14 protein-coding genes and 1 other RNA gene are annotated in these 12,650 nt (G+C 74.6%); 7 read left to right on the top strand and 8 right to left on the bottom strand.

The features are described from left to right. The first annotated feature begins 12 nt into the window (after window positions 1–12). Window positions 13–411, top strand: an RNA gene (gene rnpB / locus ACFCLZ_RS12075) — RNase P RNA component class A. A gap of 65 nt (window positions 412–476) precedes the next feature. Here the strand turns inward: rnpB and ACFCLZ_RS12070 are convergent. Then, on the bottom strand, window positions 477–734 hold the full coding sequence (locus ACFCLZ_RS12070; RefSeq protein ID WP_380284890.1) for a Prokaryotic metallothionein: 258 nt from the start codon (window positions 732–734) through the stop codon (window positions 477–479). Window positions 735–875: 141 nt separating this feature from the next. Continuing rightward, complete coding sequence (locus tag ACFCLZ_RS12065) at window positions 876–1,274, bottom strand: ACT domain-containing protein (RefSeq protein WP_380284889.1); 399 nt, start codon at window positions 1,272–1,274, stop codon at window positions 876–878. A gap of 180 nt (window positions 1,275–1,454) precedes the next feature. Between ACFCLZ_RS12065 and ACFCLZ_RS12060 the strand changes: the two genes are divergently transcribed. Further along, window positions 1,455–2,114, top strand: coding sequence for a PadR family transcriptional regulator (locus ACFCLZ_RS12060; RefSeq protein WP_380284888.1), 660 nt, complete (start codon window positions 1,455–1,457; stop codon window positions 2,112–2,114). A gap of 60 nt (window positions 2,115–2,174) precedes the next feature. Here the strand turns inward: ACFCLZ_RS12060 and ACFCLZ_RS12055 are convergent, their stop codons facing one another. After that, window positions 2,175–2,372, bottom strand: coding sequence for a hypothetical protein (locus ACFCLZ_RS12055; protein WP_380284887.1), 198 nt, complete (start codon window positions 2,370–2,372; stop codon window positions 2,175–2,177). A 29-nt stretch (window positions 2,373–2,401) separates the two neighbouring features. Next, the gene (locus ACFCLZ_RS12050; RefSeq protein ID WP_380284886.1) at window positions 2,402–2,632 is read right to left on the bottom strand and encodes a hypothetical protein; all 231 of its coding nucleotides are present in this window, start codon (window positions 2,630–2,632) and stop codon (window positions 2,402–2,404) included. 404 nt (window positions 2,633–3,036) lie between these two features. Between ACFCLZ_RS12050 and ACFCLZ_RS12045 the strand changes: the two genes are divergently transcribed. After that, the gene (locus ACFCLZ_RS12045) at window positions 3,037–3,738 is read left to right on the top strand and encodes a bifunctional DNA primase/polymerase (protein ID WP_380284885.1); all 702 of its coding nucleotides are present in this window, start codon (window positions 3,037–3,039) and stop codon (window positions 3,736–3,738) included. 79 nt (window positions 3,739–3,817) lie between these two features. On the opposite strand, the gene map is transcribed toward ACFCLZ_RS12045, so the two are convergent. Then, on the bottom strand, window positions 3,818–4,663 hold the full coding sequence (gene map / locus ACFCLZ_RS12040) for a type I methionyl aminopeptidase (protein ID WP_380284884.1): 846 nt from the start codon (window positions 4,661–4,663) through the stop codon (window positions 3,818–3,820). 144 nt (window positions 4,664–4,807) lie between these two features. Here map and ACFCLZ_RS12035 point away from each other — a divergent pair, with 144 nt between their 5' ends. Further along, window positions 4,808–5,041 carry a hypothetical protein gene (locus tag ACFCLZ_RS12035; protein ID WP_380284883.1) on the top strand — a complete coding sequence of 78 codons (234 nt, stop codon included), beginning with the start codon at window positions 4,808–4,810 and terminating at the stop codon, window positions 5,039–5,041. A gap of 4 nt (window positions 5,042–5,045) precedes the next feature. Here the strand turns inward: ACFCLZ_RS12035 and ACFCLZ_RS12030 are convergent, their stop codons facing one another. Further along, window positions 5,046–6,407, bottom strand: a complete 1,362-nt coding sequence (locus tag ACFCLZ_RS12030) for an MFS transporter (protein ID WP_380284882.1) — start codon at window positions 6,405–6,407, stop codon at window positions 5,046–5,048. A 71-nt stretch (window positions 6,408–6,478) separates the two neighbouring features. Beyond that, window positions 6,479–7,084: a hypothetical protein gene (locus ACFCLZ_RS12025; protein WP_380284881.1), complete on the bottom strand. Its 606-nt coding sequence runs from the start codon at window positions 7,082–7,084 to the stop codon at window positions 6,479–6,481. A gap of 46 nt (window positions 7,085–7,130) precedes the next feature. On the opposite strand from ACFCLZ_RS12025, the gene npdG reads away from it, so the two are divergent. Beyond that, a complete protein-coding gene (npdG, locus tag ACFCLZ_RS12020) occupies window positions 7,131–7,823 on the top strand; it encodes an NADPH-dependent F420 reductase (protein WP_380284880.1) in 693 nt (230 codons plus the stop codon). Window positions 7,824–7,970: 147 nt separating this feature from the next. Further along, a complete protein-coding gene (locus ACFCLZ_RS12015) occupies window positions 7,971–8,156 on the top strand; it encodes a hypothetical protein (protein ID WP_380284879.1) in 186 nt (61 codons plus the stop codon). A 21-nt stretch (window positions 8,157–8,177) separates the two neighbouring features. Here the strand turns inward: ACFCLZ_RS12015 and ACFCLZ_RS12010 are convergent, their stop codons facing one another. Next, window positions 8,178–8,993, bottom strand: coding sequence for a site-2 protease family protein (locus ACFCLZ_RS12010; RefSeq protein WP_380284878.1), 816 nt, complete (start codon window positions 8,991–8,993; stop codon window positions 8,178–8,180). 216 nt (window positions 8,994–9,209) lie between these two features. Between ACFCLZ_RS12010 and ACFCLZ_RS12005 the strand changes: the two genes are divergently transcribed. Next, window positions 9,210–12,584: a BTAD domain-containing putative transcriptional regulator gene (locus ACFCLZ_RS12005; RefSeq protein WP_380284877.1), complete on the top strand. Its 3,375-nt coding sequence runs from the start codon at window positions 9,210–9,212 to the stop codon at window positions 12,582–12,584. Window positions 12,585–12,650: the final 66 nt, after the last annotated feature.

Below are 12,650 nucleotides of genomic sequence, written 5' to 3'. Positions count from 1 at the left end.
CACTACGGCGGAAGAGCCGGCCGGGCGGTCGCGACGGGTCCTCAGGGCCCGCCGAGGAACGTCCGGGCTCCACAGAGCAGGGTGGTGGGTAACGCCCACCCGGGGTGACCCGCGGGACAGTGCCACAGAAAACAGACCGCCTGCCGCTTCGGCGACGGGTAAGGGTGAAACGGTGGTGTAAGAGACCACCAGCGACCGGGGTGACTCGGCCGGCTCGGTAAACCCCACCTGGAGCAAGGTCAAGATCGGCGCCGCACGGCGCCGTGCGCGGATGACCGAGGGCTGCTCGCCCGAGTCCGCGGGTAGACCGCACGAGGCTGTCGGCAACGGCAGCCCTAGATGGATGGCCGTCTCCCCGGGCCGCGCAAGCAGCCCGGGTGACAGAACCCGGCGTACAGGCCGACTCTTCCGTCGCCGACTTGGGCGAAGGCCCCTGACCTGCGAAACAGCAGGTCAGGGGCCTTCGTCGTACCGGATCACCCCGGGTGGGCGCCGACGGCGTCGCGGACCTGGCCGCCGAGGCCGCCGCTGACGCGGGCGCAGTGGGCGCCGCAGAAGAACATGCCGGCCACTTCGACGCCGTGGCCGACGATCCGGACGCTGCACTGCTCGCAGCGCGGCGCGAGCTTCTCCATCGCGCACTCGAAGCTGTCGAAGGTGTAGACGTCGCCGGTGATCGTCTTGATCTCGAAGGCGAGCCAGTAGTCGTTGCCGCAGGTGACGCAGATGGCCATGGCGGCGCACTTCCTTCCGGGCGGAGGGGCGGAGGGGCGGAGGGGCGGAGGGACGGGGGGACGGGGGCTGGTGGGACCGGGCGGGTGCCCGGTCCCACCAGTCTCCGGGGCCCCGGTGGGGCGGCCACCCGGCGGGCCCGGTCAGGCGGCGCGGGCGGAGAGGTCCTCCAGGGCGCGGACGGCCCGGTCGGCGTCGTCGGCGGCGACGAAGAGGTGGTCGTGGTGGTAGCCGGCCATCAGGTTGCAGCTGATCCCGTCCTCGGCCAGCCGGGTGGCGACGGCGGCGGTCAGGCCGACGGCCTCCAGCGCCGAGTGGACCCGCAGGGTGATCCAGGCGGCGACGTACGTGTAGCGCAGGCCGAGCGCGTCGGCCTCCTCCTGGGCGACCACCACCGTCACCCCTTCGGGTTCGGCGACCGTGGCCACCGGCCGCAGTCCGGCGGGCACCTTGGTGGGCAGCGTGCAGTAGACGTACCGCCCCGGGTTGAGCGTGGGGCGCAGGTCGCGCAGCAGTGTCGCGAGGTCTCGTTCTCCGGCCATGCCCCGCACCGTAGCGGCCGGGCGGCGGACAGTGGTGGACGGTGTATCGGAAGGCGTTGACGGTCGACAGTCACCGATATATCGTCGAGATATCGGGACAGTGACTCGACTGTCTCGAACGATCGTCTGGTGATCGACTAGGGGGCCGCCTCGGAGCGGCCCGATCGGGAGGTGGGTGCGATGCGCCCAGGACGATTCCGTGGAGAGGGAGGTCCCGGCGGTTGCCGCCCGGGGCCGGAGTTCGTCGGGATGCCCGGCGAGCGCTACGAGGGCCGGGGAGCGTTCGGCCCCTTCGGTCCGCCGCCGTTCGGCGGTGGGCCGGGTGGACGGCCGGGCCCGCCGTGGGCCCGGGGTGGTTTCGGCGGGCCGCCGCCGTGGGCCCGCGGCCGGCGCGGTGGGCGGGCCCGGCGCGGGGACGTGCGTGCCTCGCTGCTGGCGCTGCTCAAGGAGCGGCCGATGCACGGCTACGAGATGATCGCCGAGATCGCCGAGCGGTCCGGCGGGGCGTGGCGGCCGAGCCCCGGTTCGGTCTACCCGACCCTCCAGCTGCTGGAGGAGGAGGGCCTGGTCACGGCGGAGGAGACCGGCGGCAAGCGGCTGGTCTCGCTCACCGAGGCGGGCCGGGCCGAGGCCGAGGCCGGGCCGGACGAGCCGTGGGCCGAGGCCGGCCAGGAGATCGACTGGGCCGCGGTCCAGGAGGTCGGCCAGGCGCTCGGCGCCGTGGAGAACGCCGTCCGGCAGGTCATGACGACGGGCAGCGAGGCCCAGCGCACCAAGGGCCTGGAGGTGCTCAACGAGGCCCGCAAGAAGCTGTACCTGGTCCTCGCCGAGGACGCCTGACCGGCCGAACCGGGAAACCGGCGAACCGGCCGGACCGGCCGGGGTGCAGGGTGCTGCTGCTCAGGCGCGGACGGCGAACAGCGCCACGCACGCGAGCAGCAGCACCACCCAGCCGAACCAGAGCCAGCCGTTGGAGCCGAGCACCGCGCTGTAGGCGCTGATCACCACCAGCAGGCCGACCGTGACCGCGGCCACCTGCCGGTTGTGGTGCGCCACGGCCTCGGCCCGGGTTCTGGGGTGCCGTACGGTTCTCGCCATCGCCGTCCTCCCGCGAGGGGAGGCGGCCGTCACCCGCAGGCGCGGGCGGTGGCCGCCTCGTCGTACTCGTAACGCCAGTACCAGCGGGCGCCCCGCTGCTGCTTGGCCCGGACGTACACCAGTGTGCGCGCCGGGGTGTCCCCGTGCGAAGGGACCGGCACGGTGTACTTCTTGGGCACGCCGTACATCGGCCCCAGCGGGACGGGGAGGATCCGGCCGTCCAGGGGGCCGCCGACGAATTCGGTGTCCGCGCTCTTCACCCCACCAGGGTCTCACCCCGCGGCGGCGCGGCGGAGGCGGTGTGGGGGCCGGGTGGCAGGAGTGTGACCGGAGAGGCACCGCCCCCGGTCATCCACAGGGCCCGCGCACCCTTATCCTTCCTGTTACGCCCTCGGGGTCCACCCGGGTCAGCGGGCCCGTACGGGCCGGGCGAGGCGCACCTCACCGTGCCCGCCGGGCCGCCGAGCCGCAGCCGTCGTGCCGCAGTGACTCCGTACCGTGACCCCGGCGTCGGCCGTCCGGCACACCCGGCTCCGGTCGGCAGGGCGCGGGACTGCAGGGCCGAGCACCACCCGGGAAGCAGCGGGGGGCGCCGTGCGTTGCGTCGGAGTGGTACGTCGAACGCTGTGTCACACCAGGCACGGCAATGCGCGGAAGGGGCCCGATGGAATCCGGCGGCAGGTGGACGGCCTGGTGGCAGAAGCGTGATCGTGAGCGGGGACGGTCGGCGGCCGAGGACAGCCCCGCGGCCAGACTGGACCAACTGCTCGGCGCGGTCCGCGCCGGGTTCCCGCTCGCCCCCGCCGCCCATCCGGCCGGCTACCGCTGTTCCTGCGACCGGGTCGCCTGTCCGGCTCCCGCCCAGCACCCGGTCTCCTTCGCCTGGCAGACCCAGGCCACCACCGATCCCGAGCAGCTCGCCCGCTGGCTCTCCCGCGATCCGCAGGCCAACTTCGTCACCGCCACCGGCCGCGTCCACGACGTGCTGGACGTGCCGGCCGAGGCCGGGCGGCTCGCCCTGGAGCGGCTGGGCGCGCTCGGCGTCGAGGGCCCGGTGGCCGCCGTCGGCGAGGACCGCTACCTGTTCTTCACCGCCACCCGGGGCACCCCGGTGGACGAGGACGAGTGGTGGCCGAGCGCCCTGGACTCCACGCCGGACACCATGTCCGAGCACCCCGGCCTGCGCTGGCACTGCCGCGGCTCGTACACCCTGCTGCCGCCGGCCGCGCTGCCGGACGGCTCCGAGGTGCGGTGGCTGCGCGCGCCCGAGCAGCCGCTGCCCGACCCGCTGCGCGTGCTGGACGTGCTGACCGACGCCTGCACCGAGGTGGGCGCCGTCGCCGAGGAGCAGTGGCTCATCGGGTGATCGGCGGTTGCCCGCCCGCCCGCCTCCGGGGCGCCCCTTGGGCGCGCGCCGGCCGCCGCCACGGCAGCGGGCAGCGCCGCTACGGCAGGGTGAGGACCTCCGCGCCGTCCGCCGTGACGACCAGGGTGTGCTCGAACTGGGCGGTGCGGTTGCGGTCCTTGGTGACGACGGTCCAGCCGTCCGGCCAGATCTCGTAGTCGTAGGTGCCCAGGGTCAGCATCGGCTCGATGGTGAACGTCATCCCCGGCTTGATCACCTCGGTGGCCCGCTCGCTGTCGTAGTGCGGGACGATCAGGCCGGAGTGGAACGACGTGTTGATGCCGTGGCCGGTGAAGTCCCGCACCACGCCGTAGTCGAAGCGCTTGGCGTAGGACTCGATGACCCGTCCGATGACGTTGATCCGGCGGCCGGGCTTGACCGCCTTGATCGCCCGGTCGAGCGATTCCCGGGTCCGCTCGACCAGCAGCCGGGACTCCTCGTCCACGTCGCCGACCAGGTAGGTGGCGTTGAGGTCGCCGTGCACCCCGTGGATGTACGCGGTGGCGTCGATGTTGACGATGTCACCGTCCTGGAGGACGGTCGAGTCCGGGATTCCGTGGCAGATGACCTCGTTGATCGAGGTGCAGACCGACTTGGGGAAGCCCCGGTAGCCGAGGTCGGACGGGTAGGCGTCGTGGTCGCACATGTACTCGTGGGCGACCGCGTCCAGCGCGTCCGTGGTGACGCCGGGCGCGATCAGCTTGGCCGCCTCGGCCATCGCGCGGGCGGCGATCCGGCCGGCGATCCGCATCTTCTCGACGGTCTCGGCGGTCTGCACCTCGGGCCCGGTGTACGCCGCCGGGGCGGGCCGGCCGACGTACTCGGGACGCGCGATGTGCGCCGGGACCTTGCGGGTGGGGGACTGGATGCCGGGAACGAGTGCCATGGCGGCGAGTCTAGTTGGCAGGGCTCGCGCGGCGTGCCCGGGCGCCGGGGCCGGGGCGGGTGTGCGGGCGGCGCCGTCGCGGGGAATGATCGGGACGACGCGGGGAACGCGAGCCGCGACCGCCGACACGGAGGTGACCACACCATGCCCCTGGGATTCCGCCGCAGCAAGCCGACCGGCCGGCCCGGTGAGTGGTTCTACTGCATCAAGCACGGCAAGGTCGAGGAGGGGCCGGAGTGCCCGGCGAAGGACCGCCTCGGCCCGTACGCCACCCGGGAGGAGGCGGCGCACGCGCTGGAGACCGCCGAGCTGCGCAACCGGGAGTGGACGAACGACCCGCGCTGGAGCGACAAGCCGCAGGACGCGCCCGGCGAGTAGCGGGTCAGGACGCGCCCGCGGCCTGTTCCGCCGCCGTCCCTTCGGCGGCCGCGCGCTCCGCCGCCGTCCGCTCGTGCTCGGCGCGGACGGCGGCCGCGTGCGGATCGGTGCGGTCGTCGTAGGAGAGCAGCCGCGGCAGCGCGGTGGCCAGCGCCAGCACGCCCACCACGCAGGCGACGCCGCCGACCCACACCGATGCCCGGACGCCGACCAGCCCGGCCATGCCGCCCGCCCGGACCTGGCCGAGCTGCGGCCCGACCGAGTAGCTGAGCAGCTCGACCCCGGCCATCCGGCCGCGCAGCCCGTCCGGGATCGACTGGTTCCACAACGTGGAGCGGGCGATGCCGCTGATCTCGTCGGCGCCCCCGGCCAGCGCCAGGCAGAGCAGCACCCACCAGACCGAGCCGGACAGTCCCGCCAGCGCGATCGCCGCGCCCCAGCCGAGCGCGGCGGCCAGCAGCAGCCGACCGTGCCGGTGGATCCGGGACGTCCAGCCGCCGGTGACCGAGACCAGCAGGGCGCCGGCCGCCGAGGCGGCGTACATCGGGCCGAGCGCCCAGTCGGCGTGCAGTTCGGCGGCCAGGAACGGGAAGATCGCCACCGGGAAGGCGAACAGCATCGCGCACAGGTCGATCGCGTAGGTGCCCAGCAGGTCCTTGCGGCTCCACGCGTACCGGAGCCCGGTGAACACCGCCCGCACCGACGGCTTGTCGGCGCCGGTCGGCGGCGGGACGGCGCGGATCCTGGCGAGCAGCAGCAGCGAGGCGCCGAAGGTGACGACGTCCAGCGCGTACGCGGTCTGCACCCCGGCGAACGTCACCACGACGCCCGCCAGTGCCGGGCCGGCCACCGAACCGACGTTGCGGTAGAGCGAGTTGAGGGCGAAGGCGGCGGCCAGCTGGTCGTGCCGCACCACCCGCGGGGTGAGGGCGTCCAGCGACGGGCGCTGCAGGCCGTCGGCGGCGGCGACCAGCGCGGCCACCAGGTAGACGGGCCACAGCACGGGCGTCGGCAGCAGGGCGTTGACCAGCAGCAGCACGCTGAGCACGCCGAGGCCGGCCTCGGCGAACAGCACCAGGCGGCGGCGGTCCAGGGCGTCGGCGAGGGCGCCGCCCCAGAGGCCGAAGACGATCAGCGGGACCAGCTCGAAGGCGCCGACCAGGCCGACGGCGAAGGACGAGCCGGTCAGCTCCTTGATCTGCAGCGGTACGGCGACGTACGTGAGGAAGCTGCCGAAGCTCGTCACGCAGCCGGAGAGCCAGAGCAGGCGGAAGTCCCGGGAGGAGCGCCAGGGGGAGAGGTCGGGGGTGACCGCGCGCAGCAGGGAGTTCGCCCGACCGGTCGGGGGCGGGTCGGCGTTGTTCACGAGCGACCATCCTGCGGGCGCGTTCGGCCGGGGCGCAACGGATTTTCACTCCTCCCGCTCCTGCCGCACACCTACCAGCGGCTGGCCGTCGGCTGCGCCGTGAGCAGCGCCGCCAGCCGGTCCAGCAGCGGGCGCCGCGCGGGCCGCTGCCCGGCGGCGGCGCTGAGCAGGTGCTGGGCCAGGTCGAACGGCTCCTCCTCGGCCGTGCCGACGGCGAGCCGTTGGTGCGCCAGCCCGGCCAGGTCGGCGAGCCCGGCGGCCTCGCCCGGCCCGGCGCCGTCCAGCGCCAGCACCGCCGCGCCGTGCCGGCGGGCGTCGTGCACCCGTTCCAGCAGCGTCGCCCCGGCCGCCGTCGGCGCGACCACCAGCACGGTCGCCCCGCGCCCGGCCTCGGCCAGCCGGCCCAGGCCGTGCGCCAGGTGGGCCGGCGCCTGCGCCGGGACCCGGTGCCGCAGCAGGGTCGGGGCCAGCCGGGGCACGTCCGACCAGGCGGCCTCGTCCTTCAGGTGGGCGGCCAGGTGCCAGGGCTCGTACGCCTCGGTGCCGACCAGTAGCAGTTCGCCCGCGCCGCGCCGGGAGACCGCCTGCCGCAGCTCGCCGGCGAAGCCGCCGACGGCCTCCAGCCAGCCGCTTCCGGCCAGCCGCTCCCGTAGTGCCGAAACTCTCACCGCGTCCATGGCCGACAGGATGACGCGGAGGGCCGGTGATTGGCAGGATCGGCCCATGACTTCCCTCGATTCAGCGACAAACCCGGCCCACGAACTGCCGGACGTCTCGCAGCTCGTGGTCGGTGTCCTCGGCGGCACCGGCGACCAGGGGCGGGGGCTGGCCCTGCGGCTGGCCAAGGCCGGCCAGCAGGTGATCATCGGCTCGCGCGACGCGGCCCGCGCGCAGGCCTCGGCGGACGCGATCGGCCACGGCGTACGCGGCGCCGACAATGCCACCACCGCCCGCGAGAGCGACATCGTGATCGTCGCGGTGCCCTGGGACGGCCACGGCGCCACGCTCACCGCGCTCCGCGAGGAGCTGGCCGGCAAGATCGTGGTGGACTGCGTCAACCCGCTCGGCTTCGACAAGCAGGGCGCCTACGCGCTCGTCCCGGAGGAGGGCAGCGCCGCCCAGCAGGCCGCCGCCCTGCTGCCGGACTCCCGGGTGACCGCCGCCTTCCACCACCTGTCGGCGGTGCTGCTCCAGGACGAGTCGATCGAGCGGATCGACACCGACGTGATGGTGCTCGGCGAGGAGCGGGCCGCCACCGACATCGTGCAGGCGCTGGCCGGGCGGATCCCCGGGATGCGCGGCGTCTTCGCGGGCCGGCTGCGCAACGCGCACCAGGTGGAGTCGCTGGTGGCGAACCTCATCTCGGTCAACCGCCGCTACAAGGCCCACGCGGGCCTGCGGATCACCGACGTCTGATCGCGTCCGATCACCGACCTCTGATCACCGACCTCTGATCACCGACGTCCGATCACTGGCGCGCCGGCCTCACCCCTGGACCCGGTCCGGAGGTGAGGTCGGCGACAATGGGGGCCGTCCGTCCACCGGCCCCAGGAGTCCGCCGCCATGCCCCGCACGTCCGTCCTCGCCTCGATCGTCGCCGTTCTCGCCGTGGCCGCCGCCGTGGTCTCGCTGCTGCAGGGCTGGTGGCTCGGCCTCATCTGGCTCCCGATGGCGGGCATCGCCAGCAATGTGCTCTGGATGAACCTGCGCCGCGAGAAGCTGGCCCGGGCGGCCGCCGAGCAGTCCTGAGCCCGTCGCCGGGACCGCCGGTCAGTCCTTCCAGAACGTGAACAGCTCGTGGCCCACCTGCGGGTAGGCGCGGTCGACGCCCAGCAGGTCCATCACGCCGTACACGGCCTCGAAGAACCAGTGGTTCACCTCCGGCTGCCAGAGCAGCGCGAAGACGGCCAGCATGCCGTACGGCGCGAACGGCTCGATCGCCCGCCGGGTCTTGTGCGACAGCCACGGCTCGACGATCCCGTAGCCGTCCAGACCGGGCACCGGCAGCAGGTTGAGCAGGGTCGCGCTCAGCTGCAGCATGCCGAGGAAGCCCAGCGCCAGCGCGAACGGCGAGACGTTCAGCTCGTAGCCGTTCCAGACCGCGTGCACCGCCGGGTCGTCGAGCCAGCCCGCGCCGACGGGGACCAGCAGCAGCACGGCGGCGAGCAGGTTCACCAGCGGACCGGCGGCCGAGATCAGGCTGTGCTTGAGCCGCCCGTGCACCCGGTGCCGCTCGATCCAGACCGCGCCGCCGGGCAGGCCGATGCCGCCGAGCAGCACGAAGACGATCGGCAGCACGAAGCTGAGCAGCGCGTTGGCGTACTTGAACGGGTTGAGGGTCAGGTAGCCCTTGGCGCCGACGCTGATGTCGCCGCCGTGCAGCGCGGTCCGCGCGTGCGCGTACTCGTGCAGGCAGAGCGAGACCATCCAGCCGGCCACCACGAACAGGAAGACCCCGAACCTGGCGTTGCCGTACCCCTGGTGGACGGCCACGGCGGAGGTGGCGAAGATCGCGAGCAGCACCCAGAACACCGGACTGATCCGGCGGTCCTCGCTGCGGGAGCGCTGCGTGGCGGCGAAGGTCATGGTGTGGGTGCTCCGGTGGTCGGGGGCGCGTGGGGACTGGGCAGAGGCCGATCATGCCGGGTGGGCCCGCGTCGGACAAGCGGCCCCGGATGAACGTACGGAAGCCCGCACCGGTTCCGGCGGGGCCGCGGAGTCTGGGGCGGCTCAGGGTCGGGTCAGGGTGCAGGGCCGGACAAATGTGCGTGGGCGGCGGCGCCGATCCACCAGAATGGTTCGGTGCACTACGGCATCCTCGGCACCACCACGGCCCACCACGACGACGGCACCCCGGTACCGCTCGGCGGCGCCCGGCTGCGCGCCCTGCTCGCCGCGCTGGCCCTGCGGCAGGGGCGGCCGGTGCCGGCCGACCTGCTGGTCGACGAGGTGTGGGACGCCGAGCCGCCGCAGGACTCCTCGGCGGCGCTGCAGACCCTGGTCGGCCGGCTGCGCCGGACCATCGGCCGCGACCGGGTGGGCTCCGGCCCGGCCGGGTACTGGCTGACCGACCCGGTGACCGACCTCGCCGAGTTCCAGCGGCTGGCCGACGAGGGCCGCCGGGCGCTGGAGCGGGGCGACCACGCCGAGGCCGCCGAGCGGCTGCGGGCCGCGCTCGCGCTGTGGCGCGGCCCGGCGCTCGCCGACCTGCCGGACCGCAGCGGCCCGGCCACCCGGCTGGAGGCGCAGCGCGAGGAGGTCCGCCGGCACCGGATCACCGCGGACCTCGGCCTCGGCCGGGCCGCCGACCTGGTGGCCGAGCTCGCCGAGCTGTACGAGGGGCAGCCGCTGGACGAGCCGTCGCAGTACCTGATGGTGCGGGCGCTGCACGAGAGCGGCCGGACGGCGGAGGCGCTGCGCCACTACGAGCGCACCCGGCGCGCCCTCGCGGACGAGCTGGGCGTCGACCCGGGGCGCAAGCTCCAAACCCTCTACGCCGAGCTGCTGGCCCCCGTCCCCGCGGCCCCCGCTATCGCCGCACCCGCACCCGCACCCGCACCCGCACCCGCACCCGCACCCGCACCCGCCGCCCCGACGCCGCCGGCCCGCGCCGCGGGCAACCTGCGCGGCCGGCTCACCAGCTTCGTCGGCCGCGAGAGCGACCTCGCCGCCCTGCGCTCGGTACTGGCCACCAGCCGGCTGGTCACCCTGACCGGCCCCGGTGGCTCCGGCAAGACCCGGCTGTCGGTCGAGGCCGGCCGCCTGGAGCAGGGCGCCGGGCACTGGCCGGACGGCGTCTGGCTGGCCGAGCTGGCCCCGGTGGAGCGCCCGGACGCGGTGCCGGGCGCGGTGGTCTCGGCGCTCGGCCTGCGCGAGACCGTCCTGCACACCGGCGCCAACATGGTCGTCGAGGTGATCGAGGGCCGCAACGACGACCCGGTGCGCCGGCTGATCGAGCACTGCGGGCGCCGCCGGATGCTGCTCGTCCTGGACAACTGCGAGCACCTGATCCAGTCCGCCGCCGACCTCGCCGACAGTCTGCTCACCGAGTGCCCCGGCCTGACCGTGCTGGCCACCAGCCGCGAGCCGCTGGGCGTGCCGGGGGAGACCGTGCTGCCGGTGGAGCCGCTGCCCGACCCGGTGGCGCTGCGGCTGCTGGCCGAACGGGCCGCCGCCGCCCGCCCCGGCTTCGACCCGCGGAGCGACCCGGAGGCCTGCGCGGAGATCTGCCGCCGGCTGGACGGACTGCCGCTCGCCATCGAACTGGCCGCCGCCCGGCTGCGGGTGATGACGGCCCGCCAGATCGCCGACCGGCTGGACGGCCGGTTCGCCCTGCTCACCGCCGGCAGCCGCACCCTGCTGCCGCGCCAGCAGACGCTGCGCGCGGTGGTCGACTGGAGCTGGGACCTGCTCGGCAAGCAGGAGCGCGCGGTGCTGCGCCGGCTCGCGGTGTTCGCCGGCGGCTGGACGCTGGAGGCCGCCGAGGCGGTCTGCTCGGACGGTGCCGGGGTGCCCGGCGAGGAGGTCGCCGACCTGCTGCTCTCGCTGGTCGACAAGTCCCTGCTGGTCGCCGACCTGGACGGGGACGGCCCGCCGCGCTACCGGATGCTGGAGACCATCCACGAGTACGCGGTCGAGCGGCTGGCGGAGGCGGGGGAGACCGCCGGGACCGAGGGCCGGCACGTCGAGTACTTCCGCGAGCTGGTCCGTACGGCCCACCTGAACGTCCACGGTCCGGCGCAGCTGCACTGGCTGGCGGTGCTGGAGCGGGAGCACGACAACATCCGGACCGCGCTGCGCCGTGCCGTCGACCGCCGGGACGAGGGCGAGGCGCTGGTGCTGGCGCTGGGCATGAGCTGGTACTGGTCGCTGCGCGGCTTCAGCCAGGAGGCCCGCCGCTGGTACGAGGCGGTGCTGGGGCTGGGCCCGGACCCGTTCGGCCCGGACGCCCGGCCGGTGCCGCTGGAGCGGCACGTGCTGGAGTACCCGCTGCCGATGCCGCCGGAGGCCGCCGCGGAGGCCCGCCGGGCGGTCGTCATCTACCGGCTGGTCAGCCTGTTCGAGGGCAACCTGGACGTGCTGGCCGACCCGGAGGCGGTCGCCATGGCCCGCAAGGTCACCGAGGTCTACACCCCGGACCTGCCGCAGGCCTACCGCTTCCCGGGGCTGATGCGGGTCTTCGGCGCCTTCCTGGTCGGGCAGCTGGACGCCATGAAGGACCTGCTGGACGACGCGGTGGAGGGCTGCCGGCGGTACGGCGACTCCAGTGACCTGGCCTTCATCCTGCAGATCCGGGCCAAGATGATGAACGACTGGCCGGACGGGGCGCTGCAGAGCACCGTGGACGGCGAGGAGTCGCTGGAGCTGTACCGCCGGGCCGGTGACCTCTGGGGGATGTCCCAGGCGCTGTCCGCGCGCGGCGAGTCGCTGGCCAACCAGGGCCGCTCGGCGGAGGCCGTCGAGGCCTACCGGCGGGCGATCGAGCTGGCCGAGGAGCTGGGCGCGCCGCAGGAGGTGCCGATGCTGCGGGTGCACCTGGGCTCGGCGATGCTGGCGGAGGACCTGGACGCGGGGGAGCGCCGGATCCGCGAGGCGCTGGCGGGGATCGAGCCGGGCGACAACCAGGCGACCAACGGCGCGCTGCTCTTCGGGCACCTGATGCTCTGCGGCATCCAGGCCGTGCGCGGCGACCACGTGGCGGCGCTGGCCGAGCTGGACGCGCTGAGCTGGACGCGGGTCGGCGCGTTCGCCCCGGACGTGGTCGGCGGGATGCTGACCGTCACCCGGGGCTGGATCACCGCCCGCGGCGGCGATCCGGAGGGCGGCCTCGAACTGGTTCACGACGGGCGGCGGCTGCTGCGTGCGGTGCAGTCGAGCGCGAGCGGGTTCGTCGAGCAGATGTCGGTGATGCTGCTGCCGCCGGTGGTCGGGGTGCTGGAGGCCTTCGCCCAGCGCGACGGGGACCTGGACGTGGCCCGGCGGGCCGCCGTGCTGTTCGGCGCGCACTCCGGGATGAACGGGCCCCACAACAACTTCCTCGACCGGGTGGAGCGCGAGCGGGCCGAGCTGAGTCTGCGCGGGCTGCTCGGTGACGCGGTGTTCGAGGCGGCCGTCACCGAGGGGCGCGCGCTGTCGCTGCTGGAGGCCGGTGCGCTGCTCGACCGGCTGGTCGGCTGACCGGGACGCGCCGGGCCCCGGGGTGTGCGCCTCGCGCACCCCGGGGCCCCGCCGCGCGGTCACGGC

This window comes from Kitasatospora purpeofusca, from assembly GCF_042691725.1.
GTDB lineage: Bacteria > Actinomycetota > Actinomycetes > Streptomycetales > Streptomycetaceae > Kitasatospora > Kitasatospora purpeofusca_B.
The sequence above is the reverse complement of the archived record's forward strand: the minus strand, read 5'-3'. Positions and strand labels throughout refer to the sequence as shown.